Raw genomic sequence first — 24,947 nt, 5'->3', positions numbered from 1 at the left:
ACTATTTATATAATACTAACTATCTGCTACCTCTGTTTTTTTAATTTGAATAACATCCCAATCATTTCTGTCTATTTCTTTAAACAATTTATTAGCTCTTGAACTCTCAACAGCAAAACATAAAAAATGAGTTGGTCTTGAAAAACCGACATATACCATTCTTGCAGATTGAATTATTTTATCAACGCTGCCACCTTTATAGTTGTCAAGGTGCTCTTTTATTGGTATTCCTAAAACTTGATTTTGTAATCTCTCTGATTCGTAACTACCAGCACCTTTACTAAAAAATGTTTCTAAATATAATGTTGCAGTATGTGTTTGTCCTTTTACAGAATGAACAGTGCTTATGTTAACTCGTATTCCATTTTTATCAAAGTACTGAGCTCTCTCATCAGGACTTGCAACTTTCTCATTTTTTGAAGATTCATATATAAAATCTTTAGAGTAGTTTATTTGTCTAGAAAAGCAAGTTAAAAAGTATGGAATGTAAGTTCTGATTTTATCTAATACAATATCTATAGCGCCATTCTCTATCGCTAAACTCCAATTATATAAATTCAATTTGAGTAAATCGTATTCATTACTTGGAAGTACTTTAAAATATTTAATTAATTTTGAGATAGTAAAAACTCTGGAATACTCATCTCTTATGCCTTCTATGTATAATATCTTATTGAGCGAGTTTAATATCGATTTACGATTAGCCTCAAGTGTCTGCGTGCCGTTTTCAATAAACTTTATGTAATCCTCCAAAGTATCGTAGTCAATCTTTTTTAATTTTTCATTTGTTTTAAAATTAGGCCAATAATCAGATATACAAATTTTATTAATATGATCGTGATGCTTACGCCAACCTATAGCTTCATACTTATTTCCTTCATTCGGAATAATTAAACCCTTGTCAATAAGTTTCTTAATCTCATCAGAAAAAATTGGAATAACATCAGCTATCCTTTCTATATCATAGCACATCAATAGCGGCTTAATAGTCAAATCAAACCCATCGTTATTCTTCATTCTACCCTGAACTTCAGTTGAGGTCAGCGCAAATTTTTCAACGATATTAGCGATCGGCCTACTAAGTCTGTGACTCCCATTTATAAACATCTTATCTGCTCGTTGCTTCCATATTTCCTCGTTGTCTAAAGATTTAGAAAAGATGGATTGATTTACATCTCCCAACCTTTGATAAAAAGAAGTGCAATTATCATTAGCAAAAATTCTTTCTAGTAAATCAAATTGATGTTTTTCCATATCTTGCATTTCATCCACAAATACATATTTGAATCTATTTTGGATAAGTCCTCTATATGAAGGTATTTCAGTCAGAATAACGTCCGCCAAAAGATAGGCATCATCATAATTTAAGATCCCTGTTTCTAAAACTTTCAATTTAGTTTTATAAAACCATTCGGCAATTCTATCTATTTCATTTTTAGTGAACTTTTCTTTTCTAAGATTAGGTGTTTTAATTTCTAATGGTTCTCCATAAATTGATTTTACGAGACTAAAAACGCCTTTATTATATGAAAACCTAAATGAATGTAATACATTAAAGTTTTTGTTGTAATAGGTAGCATTCTTCTTCTCTTGAATAACAAATCCCTTTTTATTGTGGTGAAAAACTCGACCTATAGTTTCATTATAAATCTCATCATCTATTCTCACAGGTTTTTGTTTGTACTTGCTAAGATATGCTGGAATGGCTAAAAAATTATCAGTAAAACTTTGAATGGTACCTACAAAGTTGGGATGAGAAAAGAGTTTTGGACAATGATGTCCTATTCGATTCTTAACCTCATTTACAGCCGCATTTGTATGTGACAAAACTAGAATTCCTCTATTTTTCTCGAGAGGCAAGTGTTTTTCTAAAATAAGTAGTTTAGCAAGTAACGCAGTGGTTTTCCCACTACCAGGAACAGCTTGTAGGTCAATAGTTTTAAAGTTTTTAATAAACCTTAAACGTTCATCATCAAATGTCTGTCCAGGTTTCAATAATAAGGACTCTGTATATGCTATATCCTCTGGTGTTACTTTAATCATTGCAAACATACTTTATAGCATCAATCAAATATTTAATTCCAGTATCGTCCTCTGAAATTGCGAGCGTAGTATGCTTATCTAATTTTGAAGCTAGTTGATACGCTAATTCCGTTTTATATAGTGTTTTATTTATTAATTTTTTTCCTAATTCGGCTTCAAAATTATCGCGATCTATTTGTGGATGCACTTCTATAAGCGCCTCTTCAAAGAGCGATTTAAGAGATGATGATTTTAATAAAGCGTACTCCAAAGTCCAATCTTTAGCTATGAAAGATTTTACATTTTCTTTATCAAATTTAGCTTCTAATTCTGTTATTTTGGTAATTGATTTTACTAACACCGTGGCTACATCTTGCTTTAAATATACTTTTTTGTATTTTCCATCTTGATCGGTTTCTATGGTTTCCTCAAAAGCTCTAACATCAACATCTGTAATAACAGCAACAGGTGTTTCAATTTTATTTAACAAACTATCCTTACGTAAATATATTCTAGCATAACGTTGAAATGCAGTACTAGTAACATTTACTATAGAGACGCCTGCCTCAGTTAAGTTCTTTTGAATAACATCTTGCTCTTTTAATCTTTGAGCTATTGCTGGCAGTAATATTTCTTCAGACCATCCTTCGACCATAATAACTCCTTTGGCAAAAAACAAATTAGCCTTAGTAGCATCTAGAAATCGTTCTAAAAACCCATAATCTTCTTCATCTAACTGGGTATATTCATTACCCATAGGAAATGCATAATTATTACTACATAATATAAGGTTTTCTAATTTTATCTTAGATCCAAGATTAGGGCTATGCGTCGTTAAAATAAGCTGAATCTCTTTCTCTTTCTGAAGAGCTTCTATAATTTGCATTTGGGCTTGAGGATGGAGATGCGCTTCTAATTCTTCAATTAAACCTAATCTTATTCCAGTCCAGTTTTTCTTATGCAAGTGTAATAACTCAGATGCCATAAATAAGCGATTTAGAGTACCTAAACCTGGATTGATTTCATCTTTGATAGATAATTCTAACTTCTCTAAAATATTTTTAAGATTATTATCCTTAACTCCAAATGCTGATTCCTTTGTCTCATCATAAAAGGATCTTATATAACTATCTATTTCGTCCTTTAACTCTTTTCCTTTTTGTTCAGTCGGTGGTAAAGGGACGTCATTATTTGCAATACCTAAAAAGTACTTTTCAACTGAAACATTAAAATCGTTAAAAAGACTAACTAGTGAATGATCTTTATTTCTTCCTCTAAATGCTTCGTGTTCCTGTAGAATTTGAGCTAGTCTAGAATTTTTTCTTGGCACGAGCTCTGCTTTTGCATTTCTAAGAGGTTTTAGGTAGGTCGTTTTTATAAACTCTCTTGCCTCAGCAGTTAACTGATATCCAACAGGATCAACACCTGCTTTTACATCTGATGGAAATATCTTGTTGTCAGCAATGTTTCTTCTAACATCATAAATTAGGCGTAAAAAACATCTTGGCTCTTTACCTACCTCTTTATTCCATCCTAGCCATTCTGTAAAATGTTTTGCCTCTTCTGGATCTAAATCATCAAAAACAAGCTCTATCCTGAGTCGGTCTGAATCGAAATAAAAATCTTCATTTACAATTTTAAGCCAATCGTAACTATGAGTTTTCAAAACTAATTTAATAGCATCAATTATAGCTGTTTTACCTGAATCATTTTGACCGATTAGGACATTTACTCCTTTTGAAAAATTCAAATTAAGACTTGGTTCTTGTAAATCAAATGGATTAGAATTTCCATATTTTCTAAAATTCCAAAGTTTTAAATTTTGTAGATACATATTATTGATAATAAACTCTACAAGTTAAAAAAGATTTTCACCTAATCATTAAAAACTAAATTAAATCTAATTATTTAGAAAGTGTAATCCTCAATGCATTTATAATTTTATACTACTTGAAAGACATATTAGCATTAATCAATCTAATATTTATCAATGGAATGAATCATTTTAAGTTCTTGTACTTAATATATAGGATTTTACAAAAAACTATCACCCTCTTACATTTACAACAATCCCAATGAATAACTAACTCATATCCTTAAAACTGTAATAATCGATTGAAGTATTTCTAAAGCAACAGCCCCCTGCACCTCCTCCTCCAATAAATACTCCACCTCATCAATCTGAGACAAAAACCCAATTTCCAATAGGATCGTTACGCATTCAGTACGACTATCCCTTAACACTTGGAAATCTCCAAATTTCACACCTCTATTTTTAAAACCAACTGTATTTGTCAATCGTTTTTGTATAGTAAAACCTAAATAAGCAGATGCTTGTGCTTGCATGTCACTTTTAGGATATATATAAACTTCCGTTCCGGATGCTTTTGGATTAGCTGATGCATTGCAATGGATAGAAATAAACACATCGGCTTTTAGTTTTTTTGATAATCGAGTTCTATCAGCAAGTGAAACAAACGTATCTGTGTACCTGGTAAGAAAAACATCTAAAGGTTGCTTATTCAATCTATAATTGAGTTCAACTATTTTATTAGCAATACTCAAAACGATATCCTTTTCCCTTACTCCAGTTCTAGATATTGCTCCAGCATCTTTACCGCCATGTCCTGGATCTATAACTATAACAAGAGGCTTTACTTCTACCCTTTTTTGCCCGAAAGAAAAATTTAAGAAACCTACACAGCATAGGCACACTGCAATTCGATTTATTACATGCATAGTAACCGTTTTAGATTACACAAAATTCAATAAATCAAGAACTTCCTTGGTAATCTTCAAAAGTTTAACAGCATTAAGCGTTAAAATTTATTGAATGCTCCGCATTACTTCCTTTTCATAATAACTTTCTCAAACTATTAATCACCCGTTACCATAAACGGCTTAATCTCAACTATTATGAAAAAATCAGTTTTTACACTACTCGCTATGCTCCTGGTCTCTATTTCAAGCTTTGCACAAATTGGAGGTATTGAAGACTCCGTAAATGATGTTTCGGACACCATTAGATCCATCTTCCCAATCATTCTAGGTATCATATTTTTAGTTGGTTTTTTATTCAATGCAGGACATTTCTTTGGAGAAAATGCAGACCTAAAAAAAGGAATTACACGTGTACTTGTCTTTGTATTAATTGCTGGAGCAGTTGTAGGCATCTTCACTTACTTAATAAGCATCGTAGTATAATTTACTGTATCAACAATATTATAAAAAGAAATGGTATGAAGAAATACGAAGTCTATAAAAATATTAGAAAACGGGCAATGATTTTCGGGTTGCCCGTTTCACTATTTGCCTTAATGATGATTGTTGTTATAGCCTCACTCCTAGTTATCATCTTCTCTTTCAGTTTTATGATAATTATTGGGGTATTTATTCTGAATTCCTGCTTGTATGTAAGCCTGACCAAGTCTGTACATAATCCACAAATCATACAATTCTCTAAAATTTTCCCCAAAATAATAAGTAATAAAAAATCGACAGCTATACACTATGAATAAGATAAATCTACAATCCTATTATCCCATTATTGACATTCAAGAAAATGTTGTTTTTGCAAACAACGGCAATGTGATTTTATGTTATAAAGGTTCGCTTCCTGAAATCTACTCCCTTTCAGAAAAGGATTTTGAAGATATTCATGGAGCGTGGTTTCAAGCCATTAAATCTTTACCTACGGGCTGTGTTGTTCATAAACAAGATATCTATTTAAAAAAGACTTACACATCCGAAGAACTACCAAACAACACCTTTTTAGAGCAAGCTACACACAAACACTTTAAAGGCCGAGAGTATATGGAGCATCAGTGTTATCTGTTCTTCATCTTGACTAAAAGCAACGCGCTTAACAACAGTAAATTTGTAAACCCTTTTAAAAAGGTATCTAAAAAAATAGTGAAAGACATTGACGACCATATCAACACGTTTATGGCTGCAGTTACTGACTCTGTTTCCTTTATTAATAACAGTCGTAAAATGGAATTTCTCCCCATGCAAGAAAAAACCATACACGAGTTGACTAACAACTATTTCAATGGGTTTAACATCGATTTGGATACAGATATTCTTCTAGCAAAAACTAATGTTAATATTGGTGAACACTATTTTGATACTTTGGCCGTAAATAGCGAACTATGTTTTGGAGAAAGTGTACAAACTAGCAAAACCAATGAACGTTTTACTTCTGACGATTTTGTATTTCATCAAGGGTTTATAGATGGCATTGGACTTACTTTGAATGAAAACCATATTGTTAATCAAATTATTTATTTAGATGATAAGCAAAAATGGCGAAAACTTTTAGACAAAAAAGTTGAGGAGCTAAACAAGAGTTCCAATTTTGGCTCTCAAAACAAAGTGGTACTACAGAAAATCCAACATATTCTAGATAAAATTAATTCCGATGATAAAGCTCGTGTTATTCGCGGCCATTTAAATATTATTTATTGGGCGCAGCAAGCCAAAGCGCTAGCTAAAATAGGATCCAAAATAAAAACGGAGTTTAAGGAAATAGACATTATCCCGTATTACCCAAGAGGTGAAGAACGTAAAAATTATTTACTGAATAGCTATTTCTGTTTTTCTTCCAACTTTTCTAATGAAGATTTATATGTTACCGATTTAAAACATGCTTTATGCTTACTAATTAATAACAGTAATTACAAAACAGATAACACCGGTATCATTTTTAATGATAGAGAACATAATATTCCTGTTTTAAAGGATGTTTGGGACGAAAAAAAGAACCGTATTAAAGCTAGAAACTTTGCCATATTTGCTCCAACTGGTGAAGGAAAATCTTTTTTAGCCAATAACATTCTACGTCAATATTTTGAAAGCGGCGTTAGATTGGTCATTATAGACTTAGGTGGTTCGTATACCAAATTTGCTAAACTCTACCCAAAGCAATACACTGTATTAAGATATGAAAGCGGAAAAAACCTTGGTATCAATCCTTTTTATATTACGAATATAGATGACATAACGCCAGAAAGGCTTGAAGATTTATCTACCTTTTTATTTGAACTCTTTGCTTCAGATTTTAAGGTGAGTAAAGCAGAATCTGTTTCTATAAAAAAGATACTTCGCTTTTACTATTCTGAAGTTTCAAATAATCATTCTCTTAATAGCTTTTATGAATTCATTGAAACTAGAAAAGACAATCTTTTAAAACAATTGAAGATTCATGAAAATTATTTCAATATTACAAACTTTCTACACATCATGTCGGAATATGTAGGCGATGGACTCTATAGTTTCTTATTTGAAGTAAGTGAAGATCAAACCTACAAGATAGAAGACAAACGCCTAATCGTTTTTGAGCTGGATGAAGTAAAAGATAATAAAGAAATTTTAGCTGTTATGCTTAAGCTTATAAAATCTGCGATACAAAGAACCATTTGGAAAAACAGAGCAGAAAAAGGCATCATTCTATTTGATGAGTTTGCTAAACAACTCAAGTTTGAAAATGTTTTGGAAAGCGTAGAATTCTATTACCAAGCCATTAGAAAACAAAATGGAGCAATTGGGATTATTCTGCAATCCATAAACCAATTACCAAACAATTCTACATCTGCAAGTATTCTAGAAAACACACAAGTTATCTATAGCCTAAACAATGAAAAAGGCTATGATGAATTGCAGAAACGATTAAACCTCTCTAGTCATGACTTGAATCAATTAAAGTCCATTAAAAACAACCTTACAGGTCCACGAAAATATACAGAAATGTTTATCAAAATAGGTAAAGAGAGTAACATTTTCCGATTGGAAGTCCCCAAGAAAGTTTATGCCGCTTATCTCACAGATGGTGCAGAAAACGAAGCCATTATGAAGCTTTATGAAAAGCATCAAAATATGGAAAAAGCAATCACTGAATATTCATCTTAAAACCAAAAAAAATGAAAACAAAACTCCTAATCCTAGTAATGGTAATCGCCTTTAGCTTTAAAACAAGTGCACAAGGCATGCCTGTTTACGACAACACTAATTTTATAAGTCTTGCCAAATCCCTTATAGAATCAGCAAAACAGACTTCTCAATTATTAAAAACGGTCCAATTTCTCAAAACACAAAAAGATAATATTGAAAAAGTAAATAATGTTATCCGGCAACTTAACGCCATAAAAGAAATGGCCAAAAACAATCAAATTCTTTTTAACGTGGTTCGTGACGATTTACGTGATATTCTAAACTCTCCATACATAAAACCCGAGGAAGTTAATCGTATTTCAGAATCGTTCAATGCCATTATTGAAAATTCTTTAGATAGCATGAATTTTATTGACCAAATACTATCAAGTGATTTCTTAAAAATGACTGATGCCGAACGTGCTGGCATTTTAAAACAAAAGGAAGTTGAATCGAATGAAATGGTAGCAGAAATAACAAAAAAGACAGAACGCTATAGAGACATCATATCATTTAGAAAGATGCAGGACAAAATAAACAATAGAGAATCGAACTATTAATTATGAATGAATTATACTTTTTAGGAATTGGATTAGAATACATCGATACTGTTTTTCAAACTATAAAAAGCAGTAATTTCTCACAATATACCATTACAGGAATGAAAACGCTTGCGGTACTCTTTTTCCTAGTTAACATCCTAAAAAAATATAATGAAGGGATAGCCAATAAAGATGGCTATTCTTGGGGATTAAATCCTGGGGAACTCGCAAAGAATTTGGCTATAGTTCTCCTGGTTATTTTCTCAACTCAAATTTTAGGATTCTTTGATGGCGTACTTGTGGCTATAGAGTCTCAATATAGAAATACGGCTCCTGCACTCCTCCCCTTACAAATGCAGGATATCCCAATTGAAGAGGATGTGGGTGCATTGGAAGCCGCCAAAAAAGCTATGGCCTTATTATACGATGCCTTAGTAACACCTCTTTTCGGATGGAAAATCATTGCATTTATTATTAGTCTAGGCCTATGGATTTTAGATCTATTTATATACCCCTTATTTTTATCTGAGCGCTATTTCCTTCTAGGTATTATGCAAGCCTTTTTTCCTTTAATACTAAGCCTTGCTGTATTTGAAAAATTCCGATCCATGGCTTACACTTTTTTCAAATTATATGCTGCAGTATATATGCTTGTTCCTGCATTTTTTCTAGTTAACATCTTTATTAACGCCATATATACTGAGATTAACACCAATTTTTGGAGTAACCTTTTTGGTACTGATGTAGGAAGCCGATTTTTCGCTCCCGTAGTTCAATTAGGATCTGTTGCCTTTATTGTATTCTTAAAGTTCAAACTTTATAAACGTGCAGTTGCCTTCACTTTAAGATTATTCACTGCTTAACCTTAATATCAATATGAAAACATCGTACAAAAATATATACACTATTTTAAAAATTAATCGGTTCATCGTTCTAGTTGTCATTATCTGCGCCTTAGGTTCTAGCATTTTTTCTGGATGGGTTGTTTATGATACTCATAAAAAAGCACTGAACAGTTCGTTTGCCGTAAACACAGACGGAACAGTTATTCCTTTAAAATGGGTTATTCAAAAGGAAAACTTTAAAGTCGAAGCTTTGGCACATTTAGAACTATTTCATTCGTACTTCTACAACATAGACGCCAGTAATTATGAAAAGAATTTAGAGAAAGCATTGTGGCTTGGAAATAGCTCTGTAGATAATCTTTATCGACAGAAAAAAGCGAATGGTGTTTATAATCGCCTAATTCAATACTCATTGATTCAAAAGGTATTAAGTATAGAATCAAAACTAGATCTACAAGTTGAACCTTATCAATTTCAAACCAAAACGATTTTTGAAATTAATCGCGGGACTGTTGTTGATACTTATGAACTAACGTCTACAGGGAATTTACTTGTTGTTGACCGTAACTACCCCAAAAACACACATGGGTTGTTAATCTCAAATTACTTTGAAAAAACTTTAAAAAAAGTTGATTACAAAAACCCATAATAACTACTTAAAAACGCACTATTATGAAACTAGAAAAGAATAAAATCGTATTTGGTTCTGTTATCGCAATTGTTCTGATTTTTCTGATATCCTATTCCATTATGATAATGAGAGATCATTCTGAAGAAAATAAGAACTTAAAAGAAACACTTGTTCCTGAACTTGAGCAAGAACAAGCTGATTATTCATCAAAACTTAATGCTATTAACGACCTAAAAGAGGTTCGAGAGACTAATGCTCCAAGTATTTACAATGAAGCACTAATTGATTCTATGGGGTTTTATGATCCCGATTTAATTGAAAAAGAAAAGCAACGCATAGTCGATAGTATTTATCGATTTGGCAAAATAAATTATACCGAAAATCAATATCGAAATTCTAACTCAAACTTAGCCATTACTAAAACTCTGAGAATTGATAGTACTGTTCTAAAAATCGAAAAGAAAATAGATACCAAGGAAATTGGACTAGAACATAACCTTTTTTTTGCCTCTACACCAAAAAACAACCCAGATTATGACTATTTCAAAACTGATTCAACCATATACGTAACCGTAGATGGAAACCAAACTGTGAGTACAAACTATCGTTTAAGAATGCGATTAGTCAAGGATGCTCTAATTAATAATAGCATCGTTCCAAAGAACACTCCCGTTTACGGTTTTATAAGCTTCCATCCCAACCGTGCTATGATAGAAATTGAAAACATTCTGCATCAAGCCGTAAAATTAAAAGCCTACGATTTACAAGATGGTAGCGAAGGTATTTATGTCGAAAATAGTTTTAGAGCCGATGCCAAACGTGAAGTTGTAGGAGATGTTGTTAACGATATAAACATCTCGGGTGTTCCCCAAATCAGTGGAATTAAAAAAATATTCCAACGAAATAATCGAGATATCAAAGTTTTGGTTGTTAACAATTATGAACTCATTTTAAAAACCTCATTAAAATAATATAAACCGATTCTTATGAAAAAGATAATACTAGTAATCAGCCTTATTTTATTTTTTACTACAGTTAAAGCCCAACAACAAATTAATTTAGACACCATTTACGCTAACAATAACAAGAATGTTGCACTGTTTTTCCCTAACCCCATTCGTCAAGGTATAACTGGTTCTGACAATTTTGTATTCACTTATAATAGAGATCAAGAACAATACTTTGGTTTACTTCAAGCCATCCCAGGAAACGACAGCAACTTACTAATAATCAATAATAATGGAGCTATTTTTTCGTATATTGTAAAGTATAAAGAAACTCTAAATAAATTGAATTATTTCATACCTGATTCGGCTTCTATTGGTAATGAAACACCAATGAATAAAGCTAATGAAAATAACGGAAATTCATTTGACAGTTTTGATTATAAAATCAATTATTATGAACGTTTTTGTTCGTATCTGATTAACAGAAGACAACGCATTGGTAAACTGAAAAAGCGCAAAGATGCTATTGTTCTGAAGATTGAGAATATCGTTTTTGATAAAGCGGAATTATATTTCGTTATCACTATTGAAAACAAATCGTCTTTAGATTATGACGTTAATTTCTTAAACCTAAGTATTCAAACTAGAAAAAAAGGCAAGAAAAAATCATTGCAAGAATTGTGTTTAGAACCTATATTTAAATACAATGTACCTTCAAAAATAAAAGAAAAGCAAACTATTAAGTTTGTTTATGTTGTTTCTAAATTCTCCATTAGCGACGAACGTTTAGTCCTATTGGATCTCAATGAAGACAACGGTGAACGAAATATTAAATTGAAAATAGCGGATAAAACAATTAATAACCCAAATTAAAATATTATGAAAAAGTTGACACTATACTTATTACTTATATCATTCATAGGATGTAATCAACCTCAGTTATCCCATGTGGATACTGCAAAAAATGTTGTAGAAAGTTTTTATAAAAATGAAAATACTAAGCTAGAAAAACATACCACAACAGACAGTTATCAATCCTTTATGGCTATCCAAGCTTTAGTGGCTCCAGGAACAACCCAAGCTTCAAACTTTAAATTAATTCAAGAATCTGTTAATGGAGATACTGCTTGGGTAAAATTTTCTACTTCTTATGAAGACCAACCAGAGATATTTAAGCTTGTAAAAGTTGATAAGAAATGGAAAGTTACAGAAAAGGACAAAAATGAAAAATCACCATTTTAAATATTTTTGAATATTGACCGAGCCTCGTTATATATTCTGTTAAAATTTTCTTCTAAATCATCATTTGTAAAGTCCTGCTTTTTTGGGGGCAACCCTTTCTCTATATTAGGATGTTCAAATTGAACTTTCTTGTCCTTACCATCAGCAAACGTAACAAACTCTCCTTGTTTTAAACGAAAGAAAACATCTGCCCTAATTTTTGCTACTTCTCGTTCTCCAGTAGTGATGCGTGTATCAAAATTAAGGTTATATCCCCGATTAACACTTGTTGTTTCTCTTTTTATAATTTCAAAAAAACGTTCATAATATTTTGCTGTATCTGGATCATTTACCTTTCCAAAAAATTGATATGACAAGTTACTCAAAATAGCTCTACTTGCTTTATCTCCATACATCATGTCATTCTGAATTTTATCCTGCATCACATAAATGGTAGATATATCATAACTCCTTAAAGTCGCTGGAATACGGTGCATATTTAATAGTCTAATCGTAGGGGCTTCTTCCATCATTAAAAACGAATGATTAGACTCTCTAACACTCATTTGTTTTGTAATGGTATGTATTATAGTAGCAATTATCGGAGAATAAGCTGTTTCATATTTCGGATTATTTACAACTGAAATTATTAAAGGTTTCTCTTGTCTGTTTACATCCAAAGCGACATCATCACCAGACAGTACCATAAAAATACTTTGTGTGCTTATTTTTTTAAGCGCATTTGCCAATGTGCTTTTCACACCAGCAGTTTGCTTATCAGAATCTTTTCCACTAATAAAGGCGTCTGCCATTGCTCTACATGTGGCATTTGTACTTAGAAAAGCAATAAGACTATCTGTATCTAAAATTTGATAAATAGCTATAAGATGTGGTAATGTGCAATATTTAGGGTATGACGTTTTTAGTTTCCAAATTAATCCCCCTATTAAACCTTCAGCTGCATCATTAAAGAATTTACCTGCACCAGAACTACCTGATTCTTTATGCTCCAGTAGGTTTTCTATAAGCACCCTTGCTACCTCATTTACACTTTCTTCGTTGATCATATATCTTGGAGCAATAGGATTCACGCGATCATAAATATTATCGAATGAAATCACACGAAAATCAATTTCATTCTTTTCAAATAAAGGGAATGCCATTTCTGTAAGTTCAAAATTCTTATAATCGTGTATGACCCCAGAAAACCTATAATTACTAAAATGCAGAAGAAAATTAAAAATAACACTTTCAGTTTTACCACTACCCGCTGAACCTATAATGGAAACGCCTCGTTTAACATTGTTTACTTTAAAAATGCCGTTTTTTATTTTGAAATGAACTTGATACTTATCTTTAAGATCTAAACCTTCATTCCCCTTATGAAGAAAGACATACAGAACTGTATTTATTAGAAATAAAGGACATCCAAAAATTAAAATTATTGAAGTCCAATCGTGTAAAAAAAATTGCCGTTTAAAAAGAAATCCCATACAAATAAACGTCAATATTAAGTTGATTATATAAGCATACTTAATCACTTTGAAAAAGAAACTAAATACAAAGCTAACTCCTATCCATATTGCTATAGTGAATATTATTTCCATGTTATATACCTATTGAACCTGACTTAATTGCCAAATCCGCACCTCGTTTTAATGTTCTTATAGCTTTTAAAGCTATCTGAGTTTGACTGGTTGGAATACTTAATACTGGTAATCCAGATTTAGAAAGTATATTAAAAGCAACTGCTTTCTCACTCGCAGGTAAACCCAATAAGGCAATAAAATACAGTTTAGGGTTCTTCATAAATACTTTTTTTGATTTGTAGAACTCTGCATAGTTCCGTTTATAACCAAATGTTTTATCAAAAGTACTTTCAGCCTTAGTGAAAAATGAGTCTCTATCAAACCCTCGCTTTATCTGTTTTCCATTCATCATGACTTCTGAAGCCTTATATTTTGATCCTGGTGATAAACTCACAGAATTTGATGCATCCTTTCGACTTATAATAATATGAATGTGACTTTGATTACCACCCTTTTTCATGCCTTGAACTATACGTTTTCCATTTTGTTGGTGTGGAGCCTCTGCTTCAAGCTTTATAATTTGAGCTTTCAACTTCTTTCTATCTCCTCCTATTTGGTTGTTCTCTATTTTCCTGATCTCATGTTTCAACTCTAGAATTTTTGCAGCAAAAGGCTGGTTTTCTTTTACCTGTTTATCTGTCCCTTTAAATGTGCGTTGATGTTCAATTTTTGCAAAATATTTTATGTCATCAACGGTTATCGGCTTACCATTAATCTCTCTATTAAAAGACCTGGCATAATCATGCATTATTGCTTTAGTATATTTTTTTAAATCTTCGGAATTGTTTTGCAGTTTTCTTAATTCATATTTACTAGGACTAACTGTAATTGAATAAAATTTTGGTTCTTTCCTTTTGAGTTTTGCTGTATTGCCATCAATTTCTTTTACCACTTCTTTGGCTTCAATTTTATCTGCATATTGATTAAAAAAATGTTCCGCATCCCCTTGCTCCAAACCTTGATTTTCCTTCTCCAAATACTCAGCAAAATCCGCAGAACTTTGTGAATAATTTCCACCTAATTTTTGAGCTGTGATTGTGATATACATAATTCTATAATTGAGTATTAGTATCTGTTTTTTCTACAAACTGTACTTTATTTTCTTTGACTTCTTTTTCCAAAATGATTTTCTTTTCTTTAGGTTCAAACTCCATAAACAAAGATTGCAACATGGCTGTTGTGGGCTTATCGTGATTTTTTTCAATGTCTTTTATAATAGCTATTACTGCGTTAATTCGTTTCTTAATTTTACTTTCCAATGTTTGCATATTAGGCCCCATAGTTTCATTTGGAGAAATACTATTATCCTCAAAAAAATCAAGCATCAAAAGCAGCGTCATAGATTGCGATTTAGACATTTTTTTACAAAAACTTCGAAAACGCTCTGCCACTGAAGCTTTAATTCCAAGCTTCTCAAATCGCTCTTTTTCATATCCTTTATCCATATTTTCTGAAAAAAATTGTCGTTTTTATTGGGTTGCGAAGGTTTTTTCTGAAAAACTGATGCTGAAATTTTATTAACTAAAACCTTCAATCTCTCTAAACTACTGATTTCACTAGTGAATTATGAAAACGAAAAATTGAAACATCGCGCTAGCGTGTTACCCTCTTGCTATTCCTTTTCGTCCAGCTTCGCTGGACAAAAAAAAATACCATTACATCCAAAAATGTAATGGCTTTTACTCGAATACGAATTGAAATTATTTTTTTTAAGAATGTTTCAATTGAAGTTTAGAAGTATCTTTATAAAATCTCAATTTTCATTACAGAATCTAAAATAACAGAACAAAAAAAAGACCTTTAAAAAATTAAAGGCCCTGATTTTAAATTAGATTTAAAGTGTTAAACATAGTTATAAGAATACTACCTCTTAGAGTTTCTACTTCCTAAAAATATACCATAACCCTTTTTTTAATATTCACTCGGAAGCATTAGCGTATTATCTACAAAAAATAATCGCAATTCATCCAAAGGAAAATCGGTTACATTATATCTATGCGTTTCAAAAATTTTATCATTCCCATCACTATAATTAATAATGGCTTCACAATGCTTTTCTAACCGTTCTTTTTCAGAAAGTCTTTTAAAATCAATAGTAATAAAAGAACTTCTATTTGATAAACTTTTTGCTATCACAGATGCATCTGTAATCAACCAATAGCATTCTGCCTCTTTGGCTAAATATTTTAACCCATCGGTAAAACAAGTTCCAATTAATGGGATTTTAAAGAACATTTCTGTACCACAAAAATGTTGCAAATCAGCTTTTATTTTTTTAACTTTATCATTCATTGTATTCTATTTAATAAGATTAATAATGAAAAAGAGAGCGCTACTCTCCACAGGAACGCTCTCTTTTAATTCTCAATTATTCAGTAGCGTTATCCTCGCCTTTAATTCCCAAAAGAAGAATTTCATCAATTACCACTTCAGTAACATATCTTTTTTCTCCTTCTTTGGTTTCATATGAACGGGAAGTTAATCTCCCTTCTAAGGCTACTTCTTTTCCTTTGCCTACGTATTTCTCAACGATTTCGGCAATCTTTCCCCATGCTACAATATTGTGCCACTGGGTGTCTTGTTGCTTCTCTCCTTCTGAATTTTTGTAAAATTCATTTGTAGCCATTGAAAATTTCGCAACTTTCTTTCCACTTTCAAGATTTGTGATTTCTGGCGAGTTTCCTACGTTGCCAATTAACTGTACTTTGTTTTTTAGAGTACTCATAATTAAAAAAATTTAAAGATTAATATTGACCTATCTGAACCCTTCAGAAAGGCTTTGTTATTGATTTACTTATTATATCCAGAGCGTTTTCCTTCTTTTGTTTATTTAACTTTTGTTTCGCTTCCTTTTTATTGATTTTGTAAGATTTCATAAGATTCATTTTAGATTTACTTCCCATAGAGCCACCGCTGTTACCTTCTTTTTGTTGCTTAGTGCTTTCGATATTCAGCTTTGTTAAGACATATAAAAAGAGCGAGGTACGAGCCTGGTTATGCTGTCGTTCAAAGCTGAATGTTGTTATTTTGCTGTCAAAAAAAGGTATGACGGTGTTGGATTACGGAAGTGAACCTAAATTCTTTGTGAAATACAAAATCATAGGAAGTGGAACACAATGACAAATACATCTATCCGATTTAGCGGACTATATTTCAAAGTTTTTTTAAGAAGCGAAATGTTAATTTGGACCAAAGATTTATTGGTATTCGGGATACCTATTAAAATGCAGATACCAAAACTTTGGGATTGGGTCCAAGATTTGTTTAGTGAAGCTCTTTGCCCGTAATAACATGGAGTGGCCATGTGCTGATCGGGTTGTGAAAACGAATTACTGTTGTTTAACACTATTTCAAGCGGACTTGATTCGCGTTTTTGAATTGGAATGTAGCGTTCCTTTCCAGAGAAACGGAAAGGATTAGCGGAATGCAAAGTAAAAAACGTGGATTAGGTCAAAGATTTTTTAATGAAGCGATTTTTCTGGAATGTAGTTTTTACGGAATGGAAGGGAATGTGCTGGAATGGATGTATGTTACGAGGTAATATTCATTACATATTTGGACTTAAGTTTCTTTACTCTGTTAGAAATCACTTTATAAAAAAATACAAGTGCCTATATATTAATTATCTAAAAAATAATATAGTAAAAAGAGAGATGCTAAAAAATCGAAATTATTAAACTAAGCGCAGAAGTAAGCGGAGCTTTATTTTAAAATTTAAACAAAAAAAGTCCCACCGAAGCGGGACTAAAGATTTTCATCTACGGCATATAGCCTTATTGTGATAAGATTAAAGATTAGAAATTTTAATCAGTTACAAATATAATACAAAAAAACTATAATGTTTTACGGCTAACCGTAAATATAGTATTTTTCTTTTTCTTACTTTTAAAAAAATAAAGTATCAGATAATGGCAAAAATTTTAGGGTTAGACTTAGGAACGAATTCAATTGGTTGGGCAATTGTAGAAAAGTACAATAATGAAAAAGAATTTACTCTAATAGATAAAGGTGTTAGGATATTTTCTGAAGGTGTGAATATCGAAGCTAAAACAAGTAGTGAAAGTTCAAAAGCTGCACAGCGTACAAATTATAGAAGTGGCCGAAAACTTAAATATAGAAGAAAATTAAGAAAGTTAGAGCTATTAAAGGTTTTATCTGATAATAACTTATGCCCGAAATTAACGGACGAGGAACTAAAACTTTGGAGATACAAAAAAATATATCCTGATAATGATCAATTCAGATTGTGGTTAAGCACCGATAATCAGGACGATAAGTTAGAACGAAAAGCTCAAACTAAAAACCCTTATGCGTTTAGATTTAAGGCTTCAACTCAAAAACTAGATTTAAATAGAATAAGTGATAAGCACGAATTAGGAAGAGCTTTTTACCACATAGCACAGCGTCGTGGTTTTTTAAGTAACAGGTTAGACTCCTCAGACAATTCTATTGTTGAAGAAAAAAACAATGAAATTGAAGAAATAATTCAACATGCAACCACTATTAATGATTTTTTACAAACTTATGACGATTTTTTAGATGCTTATGATAAAACAGACGATAATAGCAAAGCATTATTTACTTTAGGAAGAGCCTTTAAATCTATTTTAAAGGAGAATACTACGGAAGAATTACATGATGTAAAAGAAAAATTATTAGAACGTTTAAACCGTAAAGAGTTTTTAGGTAAAGTTAAAAGTGCAATTAGTGATTTATCTGCGAAAATTGAAGAAGCCAATTGTAATACATTGGGTGAATATTTTTATGGTTTACACAAAGAAGGTAAAAGAATTAGAAACAATTATACGCATCGTGAAGAACATTACTTGCATGAATTTCATGTTATTTGTGATAAACAAAATGTATCATCAACATTAAAAAAAGCTATTGAAAACGCAATCTTTTTTCAAAGACCTTTAAAGTCTCAAAAAGGATTGGTTGCAAACTGCCCGCTAGAGAATGATAAAGCCTGTATACCCATATCGCATCCCGATTTTGAGTTATTTAGAATGTATAGTTTTATGAATTCTATAAAAATAAAAACTGAAAAAGACGATAAATTAAGGTTTATAAATATTGAAGAAAAAGAACTTATAGTTCCTCTTTTTTATAGAAAATCTAAGCCAAATTTTGATTTTAAAGAGATTGTAAAAAAGCTGACACCAAAAGATTTAAAATCTGGTTATTATAAAGATAAAAATGCACAAAATTATGATGTGTTATTCAATTTTGGGAACTATACAAATGTTAGTGGTTGTCCAACTATTGCAAATTTAAGATCTGTTTTTGGTGAAGATTGGAAAACTTATTTAGTTGAAAATTTCAATAAAAAAAATAAAGATAATTCTAATAAAACACCCTATCAAATAATTGATACCATTTGGCACGTACTTTTTAGATTTGATAAAACCGAAAAACTAAAACAATTTGTAATTAATTATTTAGGTTGTGATGCTGATACCGCTACCAAGTTTTCAAAAATAAAGTTAAAACAAGATTATGGATCACTAAGTTTAAAAGCTATTCGTAACATTTTACCATATTTAGAAAAAGGTTTGCTCTATTCTCATGCTGTATTTTTAGCAAATTTAAAAACTGTTTTACCTAAATCCATATGGAATAATGAAGCTGATATAAAAGTTATAAATAAAGAGTTGTTTTCAATTATAGATAGCTATAACATTTATAAAAATATGGTAGAGATTGTTAATGGTTTAATAAAAACGGTAAAAGACAATAAAGAAACCTGGAGTGATAAAAATAGTTTTGTTGTTGAGGCTTATAAAAAGGATATTAATAAAAGTGTTATAAGCTATTATGGATTAAAACGTTGGGATTTATTTTTACATGAAGAAAAAGAAACTATTTTAACGGATAACTTTAAGCTTTTTTCTACTCAAATGAAATTAAACTCTGGTCTTGGAGAATTCATGAAAAAAGAAACATTAGACGAGCGTGTAAAAACGTTTTTACGTGATAATTTTAATGTTGAGCCAGAACAACTAAAAAAACTTTATCACCCATCTGCGATTGAAGTTTATAAACAAGCAAAGCGTAGTGAATTAGACGGCAAGTTATATTTAGGAAGCCCGTTAATTTCATCTATTAAAAACCCTATGGCAATGCGAGCACTTCATCAATTGCGTAAGGTTATTAATCAATTAATAAAAGACGATGCTATTGATGAGAATACAATTGTTAGAATTGAAATGGCTAGAGAACTTAAAAGTGCTAATGAAAGAACAGCAATTAGGCAATGGCAGAATGATTTGCAAAACAGAAATAACGATTACAAGAAAGAGATTATAGCAATATTAAAAGGAGAGTTACAATTAGTCAATTGTAATGATGTTGTAAATTCTAATTATGAACCAACAGAAAATGATATTTTAAAATATCAATTATGGAAAGAGCAAAATCATATTTGTTTATATACAGGAAAAACCATTTGTATATCTGATTTTATTGGAGCAAACCCAAAATTTGATATTGAACACACTATACCAAGAAGTAAAAGTTTAGATAATTCTCAAATAAATAAAACGCTTTGTTGTTCCGTTTATAATAGAGATCTTAAAAAAGATAAAATACCAACCGAATGTAATAATCATGAGGAGATCATGCCAAGAATAAGCCATTGGTATGCTAAATATAAAAGTTTAGAAAATCAAATTAGGGATATTACTAAAAAAGTTAGAGGAGCAACAACAAAAGAAAATAGGGATAGATATATTCAAAATAGAACCAAATTACGTTTTGAATATAATTACCTAAAGGATAAATATAAAACTTTTATTATAACTGAAATACCTAGAGGATTTAGAAACAGTCAATCTGTAGACATTGGCATTATTAGCAAGTACGGAAACTTGTTTTTAAAATCATTATTTACCAAAGTATACCCCGTAAAAGGAAAAACAACGTCCAATTTAAGAGATATTTGGGGCTTAGATAAAAAAGAAAGAATTAACCATGCACATCATGCAAAAGACGCAGTAGTTGTTGCGTGTTGCGAAAAAGATATTAATGATGCCTTGGCAAGTTATTATCATAATTACGAAGACTATCAGTTTTACGGAAAGCAAAAACCTTCCTTTAAACATAGAATACCATGGAAAGGCTTTAATACCGATGTTAATAATTTTGATAACAATACACTAATTAGTCATCATACACCTGATGTCTTACCTATACAAAGTAAAAAAGCGATTAGAAAACGAGGTATTATACAAAGAAATAGTAATGGTAATATTAAGTATAAACAAGGAGATACCGTGAGAGATACTTTGCATAAAGAAAGCTTTTATGGTGCTATAAAAAGAGAAGAAACCAATAAAAAAGGAGAGATTGAAGAGGTAGTAAAGTATGTATTAAGAAAACCGATAGATAGTTTTTCTGACTCAGATTTAAAAAACATTGTTGATGATAGAATTAAAGAAATTGTAACTAATGCACGTAAAGAAGAAAAGATAATAAAGAAAGAAATTGATACTTTTAAAAAGCAACTTAATAAAGTTAGTGATGCAGAAGAAGTAATTTTAAAAGCTAAAATTGAAACATTAATGTACAAAATGGACCATGAGCTTTATGTTTTGCCTAATAAAAAAGGAAACCCTATACCGATAAAAAAGATTCGATATTTTGCAACAGATGTAAAAGTACCTTTAGAAATAAAAAAGCACCGAGATGTATCAAGGCATGAACACAAACAACATTATTTTGCAAAGAATGACAGTAATTATTGCATGGCTATTTATGAGGGGGTTGATGGAAAAGGTAAAGTGACAAGATCTAATTTATTAATTAATAATTTGGACGCAGGTAGTTATTTTAAAAAGAGTAATACTAATAATCAACTCTATCCAATTGCTCCAGAAAAAGATAAAAATAACAATCCATTAAAATATGTTTTAACAAAGGGAAAAATGGTTCTTGTTTATGACAAGAATCCTGAAGAATTATTTGAAATGGATGAACTACAATTGTTAGAACGTTTGTTTCAAATTACCCAAATGGATGTTGAAAAATATGCAGAAATAAAGTTATTACATCATACTGAAGCTAGAGAAAAGAAAACTCTAACATCTATTATGGGACTAAAAAGTGGTATGAAAGGAGGGAAAAATATTGGCGAGCACAAAAAATATCCATGGATAAAGGTGGGAGTTAATAGTTTTGATTGCCTTGTAGAAGGTTATGATTTTAAGATAAATTCAATTGGAAAACTAGAAATAATATAACAATTTGATTCTTCGAGAGAAAAACATCAACCCATTCCTCGAAACAAATAATAAGTTCCTTGACATATTTGGTTTGATTAAAAGTCAAAAAACACGATATTAATTTTCTAAACTAAAAGAAATGTCTTAAGGTTGTGGTTTGATTAAAGATTAGAAAACACGATATTAATAGCGCTTTATCGTGCCACTAATTCACTGTTGTGGTTTGATTAAAGATTAGAAAACACGATATTATTTACTAATTCTTGTATTGTGTAACTATCGTTGTGGTTTGATTAAAGATTAGAAAACACGATATTCCTAACTATAGACGAGTTTGCACATGCCGAGTTGTGGTTTGATTAAAGATTAGAAAACACGATATTCTTTGATAAGATAACAGGAGGTGAGTATAGGTTGTGGTTTGATTAAAGATTAGAAAACACGATATTTAGTATGGCTCAAATAACGCAAGGTATTAAGTTGTGGTTTGATTAAAGATTAGAAAACACGATATTCATCTAATATTGCACCGTCTTCATCTTCTAGTTGTGGTTTGATTAAAGATTAGAAAACACGATATTGTTGCACCTGTTACGGTAGGCTGTGTGGCTGTTGTGGTTTGATTAAAGATTAGAAAACACGATATTCATTTCTGCCACGACATCGTTAAAGCAATAGTTGTGGTTTGATTAAAGATTAGAAAACACGATATTCATGTCGAGTACTGATAATTCTATTACGGAGTTGTGGTTTGATTAAAGATTAGAAAACACGATATTTATCTACCGCCAAAGTACCAGCCATTGTTTGTTGTGGTTTGATTAAAGATTAGAAAACACGATATTATTCTTACTTGACAAGTGTCTCGTTGCGTAGTTGTGGTTTGATTAAAGATTAGAAAACACGATATTATTTGACGAACCAAGCATTGAAGTAATAGGTTGTGGTTTGATTAAAGATTAGAAAACACGATATTCGATACGCTTAAATACACTGTGCCTAAAGGTTGTGGTTTGATTAAAGATTAGAAAACACGATATTACCGATGCAGGCGTTACTGAAAGCGTAAAGGTTGTGGTTTGATTAAAGATTAGAAAACACGATATTTAATAAATATGATGAATGGGGTGCTAGTATGTTGTGGTTTGATTAAAGATTAGAAAACACGATATTGATGATTTTAAACAAAACAAAGGATGCGTTGTTGTGGTTTGATTAAAGATTAGAAAACACGATATTCTTTAAATACATATCTTGTACAAGGTCGTGGTTGTGGTTTGATTAAAGATTAGAAAACACGATATTAATCAACCTTATCTGCAAATGTTATTTTAGGTTGTGGTTTGATTAAAGATTAGAAAACACGATATTAGAAATATATAAGGATGGGCTATTAATTAAGTTGTGGTTTGATTAAAGATTAGAAAACACGATATTTATATGTCAGTATATGTCAGTATCTTTGTCGTTGTGGTTTGATTAAAGATTAGAAAACACGATATTTTTCAGGTGTATGCGCAATTACCGCCTGCGGTTGTGGTTTGATTAAAGATTAGAAAACACGATATTTGAAAGGTACAAAGAACGTTTACGAGTGTAGTTGTGGTTTGATTAAAGATTAGAAAACACGATATTCGTATCACAGGAGTATCATTATGTGTTTCAGTTGTGGTTTGATTAAAGATTAGAAAACACGATATTATCTGAACTTGTACAAGATAGGCTAGAGAGGTTGTGGTTTGATTAAAGATTAGAAAACACGATATTAACAGTTTATTCATTTAGTTAAGTACATAGGTTGTGGTTTGATTAAAGATTAGAAAACACGATATTTCTAATATATCATTCCGTAACCAGTACAGTGTTGTGGTTTGATTAAAGATTAGAAAACACGATATTCTAAAACCTCCTAATATTGTATGCTTATAGTTGTGGTTTGATTAAAGATTAGAAAACACGATATTGCCTGTTATGTATAGTTACGGGATTGATAGGTTGTGGTTTGATTAAAGATTAGAAAACACGATATTTTATGTTTATGATAAAAGAATGAGGGAAATGTTGTGGTTTGATTAAAGATTAGAAAACACGATATTTTTTTAAACTGTTACCGTTGTAAATAGGTGTTGTGGTTTGATTAAAGATTAGAAAACACGATATTTTGATCTACGTATTTACCACTAAATTCTAAGTTGTGGTTTGATTAAAGATTAGAAAACACGATATTCGCACACTGGTGCCATCTTCAATGTTTTTTGTTGTGGTTTGATTAAAGATTAGAAAACACGATATTTAATAAGTTTTGATTACCTTTAATCGTTACGTTGTGGTTTGATTAAAGATTAGAAAACACGATATTAGAATCAACGTGCTGTAAATATTGTTAATGGTTGTGGTTTGATTAAAGATTAGAAAACACGATATTTAATAATTACGGTTTTGTTGAGGACTTAAAGTTGTGGTTTGATTAAAGATTAGAAAACACGATATTGGTTTAAGTCCTTTAGACGGTCAAGTATGGTTGTGGTTTGATTAAAGATTAGAAAACACGATATTGAAGCTAACGAGTTTACGGGCGACGGTGCGGTTGTGGTTTGATTAAAGATTAGAAAACACGATATTATTAAGTGTGAAAAATTAGACAATACATACGTTGTGGTTTGATTAAAGATTAGAAAACACGATATTGTTCCGAAATCGATAATTGAGCCGTTAGTTGTTGTGGTTTGATTAAAGATTAGAAAACACGATATTTAAATATAGTAGGTATTTTAATGCTTGCCGGTTGTGGTTTGATTAAAGATTAGAAAACACGATATTTGGAACAAACAATATAATTTATATTAATAAGTTGTGGTTTGATTAAAGATTAGAAAACACGATATTACGTTACCCGATGAAGTTACAGAGGCTTAGTTGTGGTTTGATTAAAGATTAGAAAACACGATATTATCCTGCATCTATTGTAGTGTTTAAAAACGGTTGTGGTTTGATTAAAGA

At 31.0% G+C, this 24,947-nt stretch carries 17 protein-coding genes and 1 CRISPR repeat array (1 of these 18 running past the window's edge); of the genes, 9 read left to right on the top strand and 8 right to left on the bottom strand.

Annotated elements, in window-relative coordinates; translation table 11 throughout:
- Window positions 1-15: 15 nt before the first annotated feature.
- From QWY92_RS01450 to QWY92_RS01440, 3 genes are all read right to left on the bottom strand, one after another.
- Window positions 16-2,043 (bottom strand): UvrD-helicase domain-containing protein, encoded by a 2,028-nt coding sequence (locus QWY92_RS01450; protein WP_290268062.1) that lies wholly within the window; start codon window positions 2,041-2,043, stop codon window positions 16-18.
- A complete protein-coding gene (locus QWY92_RS01445) occupies window positions 2,036-3,856 on the bottom strand; it encodes an ATP-dependent nuclease (RefSeq protein WP_290268061.1) in 1,821 nt (606 codons plus the stop codon). Before QWY92_RS01445 ends, QWY92_RS01450 begins: the two co-directional genes overlap by 8 nt.
- 254 nt (window positions 3,857-4,110) lie before the next feature.
- Window positions 4,111-4,761 carry an N-acetylmuramoyl-L-alanine amidase family protein gene (locus QWY92_RS01440; RefSeq protein ID WP_290268058.1) on the bottom strand — a complete coding sequence of 217 codons (651 nt, stop codon included), beginning with the start codon at window positions 4,759-4,761 and terminating at the stop codon, window positions 4,111-4,113.
- A gap of 177 nt (window positions 4,762-4,938) precedes the next feature.
- On the opposite strand from QWY92_RS01440, the gene QWY92_RS01435 reads away from it, so the two are divergent.
- The 8 genes from QWY92_RS01435 (at window position 4,939) to QWY92_RS01395 (ending at window position 12,157) form a co-directional block, all read left to right on the top strand.
- Window positions 4,939-5,226 (top strand): hypothetical protein, encoded by a 288-nt coding sequence (locus QWY92_RS01435; RefSeq protein WP_290268056.1) that lies wholly within the window; start codon window positions 4,939-4,941, stop codon window positions 5,224-5,226.
- A 306-nt stretch (window positions 5,227-5,532) separates the two neighbouring features.
- Window positions 5,533-7,929 carry a TraG family conjugative transposon ATPase gene (locus QWY92_RS01425; RefSeq protein WP_290268053.1) on the top strand — a complete coding sequence of 799 codons (2,397 nt, stop codon included), beginning with the start codon at window positions 5,533-5,535 and terminating at the stop codon, window positions 7,927-7,929.
- A gap of 11 nt (window positions 7,930-7,940) precedes the next feature.
- Complete coding sequence (locus QWY92_RS01420) at window positions 7,941-8,510, top strand: TrbJ/VirB5 family protein (RefSeq protein ID WP_290268051.1); 570 nt, start codon at window positions 7,941-7,943, stop codon at window positions 8,508-8,510.
- Window positions 8,511-8,512: 2 nt separating this feature from the next.
- Window positions 8,513-9,355: a hypothetical protein gene (locus QWY92_RS01415; protein ID WP_290268049.1), complete on the top strand. Its 843-nt coding sequence runs from the start codon at window positions 8,513-8,515 to the stop codon at window positions 9,353-9,355.
- 13 nt (window positions 9,356-9,368) lie between these two features.
- The gene (locus tag QWY92_RS01410) at window positions 9,369-9,986 is read left to right on the top strand and encodes a conjugal transfer protein TraK (RefSeq protein WP_290268047.1); all 618 of its coding nucleotides are present in this window, start codon (window positions 9,369-9,371) and stop codon (window positions 9,984-9,986) included.
- Between the two features lie 23 nt (window positions 9,987-10,009).
- A complete protein-coding gene (gene traM / locus QWY92_RS01405) occupies window positions 10,010-10,939 on the top strand; it encodes a conjugative transposon protein TraM (protein ID WP_290268045.1) in 930 nt (309 codons plus the stop codon).
- A 15-nt stretch (window positions 10,940-10,954) separates the two neighbouring features.
- Complete coding sequence (locus QWY92_RS01400) at window positions 10,955-11,788, top strand: DUF4138 domain-containing protein (RefSeq protein ID WP_290268043.1); 834 nt, start codon at window positions 10,955-10,957, stop codon at window positions 11,786-11,788.
- Between the two features lie 6 nt (window positions 11,789-11,794).
- On the top strand, window positions 11,795-12,157 hold the full coding sequence (locus tag QWY92_RS01395) for a nuclear transport factor 2 family protein (protein WP_290268041.1): 363 nt from the start codon (window positions 11,795-11,797) through the stop codon (window positions 12,155-12,157).
- On the opposite strand, the gene QWY92_RS01390 is transcribed toward QWY92_RS01395, so the two are convergent.
- From QWY92_RS01390 to QWY92_RS01370, 5 genes are all read right to left on the bottom strand, one after another.
- Complete coding sequence (locus tag QWY92_RS01390; RefSeq protein ID WP_290268039.1) at window positions 12,154-13,743, bottom strand: type IV secretory system conjugative DNA transfer family protein; 1,590 nt, start codon at window positions 13,741-13,743, stop codon at window positions 12,154-12,156. The genes QWY92_RS01395 and QWY92_RS01390 overlap by 4 nt on opposite strands.
- Before the next feature lies 1 nt (window position 13,744).
- On the bottom strand, window positions 13,745-14,773 hold the full coding sequence (gene mobB, locus QWY92_RS01385; protein ID WP_290268037.1) for a MobB family relaxase: 1,029 nt from the start codon (window positions 14,771-14,773) through the stop codon (window positions 13,745-13,747).
- Between the two features lie 4 nt (window positions 14,774-14,777).
- On the bottom strand, window positions 14,778-15,170 hold the full coding sequence (locus QWY92_RS01380) for a BfmA/BtgA family mobilization protein (protein ID WP_290268035.1): 393 nt from the start codon (window positions 15,168-15,170) through the stop codon (window positions 14,778-14,780).
- Between the two features lie 466 nt (window positions 15,171-15,636).
- Window positions 15,637-16,017, bottom strand: a complete 381-nt coding sequence (locus tag QWY92_RS01375; protein ID WP_290267979.1) for a DUF6876 family protein — start codon at window positions 16,015-16,017, stop codon at window positions 15,637-15,639.
- A gap of 76 nt (window positions 16,018-16,093) precedes the next feature.
- Complete coding sequence (locus QWY92_RS01370; protein WP_290268033.1) at window positions 16,094-16,450, bottom strand: single-stranded DNA-binding protein; 357 nt, start codon at window positions 16,448-16,450, stop codon at window positions 16,094-16,096.
- A 1,183-nt stretch (window positions 16,451-17,633) separates the two neighbouring features.
- Here QWY92_RS01370 and cas9 point away from each other — a divergent pair.
- Window positions 17,634-21,965 carry a type II CRISPR RNA-guided endonuclease Cas9 gene (cas9, locus tag QWY92_RS01365; RefSeq protein WP_290268031.1) on the top strand — a complete coding sequence of 1,444 codons (4,332 nt, stop codon included), beginning with the start codon at window positions 17,634-17,636 and terminating at the stop codon, window positions 21,963-21,965.
- Window positions 21,966-22,030: 65 nt separating this feature from the next.
- Window positions 22,031-24,947: a CRISPR direct-repeat array (repeat unit 36 nt; unit sequence GTTGTGGTTTGATTAAAGATTAGAAAACACGATATT) (it continues 675 nt past the right edge of the window).

It is taken from the genome of Algibacter miyuki (assembly GCF_030409805.1).
GTDB classification, from domain to species: domain Bacteria; phylum Bacteroidota; class Bacteroidia; order Flavobacteriales; family Flavobacteriaceae; genus Algibacter; species Algibacter miyuki.
This window is presented reverse-complemented; position numbering and strand designations above follow the sequence as displayed.

What these genes read in the sequence shown, in the direction of transcription:
- QWY92_RS01450 (WP_290268062.1), bottom strand. Translation starts at nt 2,043, where the DNA reads ATGATTAAAGTAACACCAGAGGATATAGCATATACAGAGTCCTTATTA.
- QWY92_RS01445 (WP_290268061.1), bottom strand. Translation starts at nt 3,856, where the DNA reads ATGTATCTACAAAATTTAAAACTTTGGAATTTTAGAAAATATGGAAAT.
- QWY92_RS01440 (WP_290268058.1), bottom strand. Translation starts at nt 4,761, where the DNA reads ATGCATGTAATAAATCGAATTGCAGTGTGCCTATGCTGTGTAGGTTTC.
- QWY92_RS01435 (WP_290268056.1), top strand. Translation starts at nt 4,939, where the DNA reads ATGAAAAAATCAGTTTTTACACTACTCGCTATGCTCCTGGTCTCTATT.
- QWY92_RS01425 (WP_290268053.1), top strand. Translation starts at nt 5,533, where the DNA reads ATGAATAAGATAAATCTACAATCCTATTATCCCATTATTGACATTCAA.
- QWY92_RS01420 (WP_290268051.1), top strand. Translation starts at nt 7,941, where the DNA reads ATGAAAACAAAACTCCTAATCCTAGTAATGGTAATCGCCTTTAGCTTT.
- QWY92_RS01415 (WP_290268049.1), top strand. Translation starts at nt 8,513, where the DNA reads ATGAATGAATTATACTTTTTAGGAATTGGATTAGAATACATCGATACT.
- QWY92_RS01410 (WP_290268047.1), top strand. Translation starts at nt 9,369, where the DNA reads ATGAAAACATCGTACAAAAATATATACACTATTTTAAAAATTAATCGG.
- traM (WP_290268045.1), top strand. Translation starts at nt 10,010, where the DNA reads ATGAAACTAGAAAAGAATAAAATCGTATTTGGTTCTGTTATCGCAATT.
- QWY92_RS01400 (WP_290268043.1), top strand. Translation starts at nt 10,955, where the DNA reads ATGAAAAAGATAATACTAGTAATCAGCCTTATTTTATTTTTTACTACA.
- QWY92_RS01395 (WP_290268041.1), top strand. Translation starts at nt 11,795, where the DNA reads ATGAAAAAGTTGACACTATACTTATTACTTATATCATTCATAGGATGT.
- QWY92_RS01390 (WP_290268039.1), bottom strand. Translation starts at nt 13,743, where the DNA reads ATGGAAATAATATTCACTATAGCAATATGGATAGGAGTTAGCTTTGTA.
- mobB (WP_290268037.1), bottom strand. Translation starts at nt 14,773, where the DNA reads ATGTATATCACAATCACAGCTCAAAAATTAGGTGGAAATTATTCACAA.
- QWY92_RS01380 (WP_290268035.1), bottom strand. Translation starts at nt 15,170, where the DNA reads ATGGATAAAGGATATGAAAAAGAGCGATTTGAGAAGCTTGGAATTAAA.
- QWY92_RS01375 (WP_290267979.1), bottom strand. Translation starts at nt 16,017, where the DNA reads ATGAATGATAAAGTTAAAAAAATAAAAGCTGATTTGCAACATTTTTGT.
- QWY92_RS01370 (WP_290268033.1), bottom strand. Translation starts at nt 16,450, where the DNA reads ATGAGTACTCTAAAAAACAAAGTACAGTTAATTGGCAACGTAGGAAAC.
- cas9 (WP_290268031.1), top strand. Translation starts at nt 17,634, where the DNA reads ATGGCAAAAATTTTAGGGTTAGACTTAGGAACGAATTCAATTGGTTGG.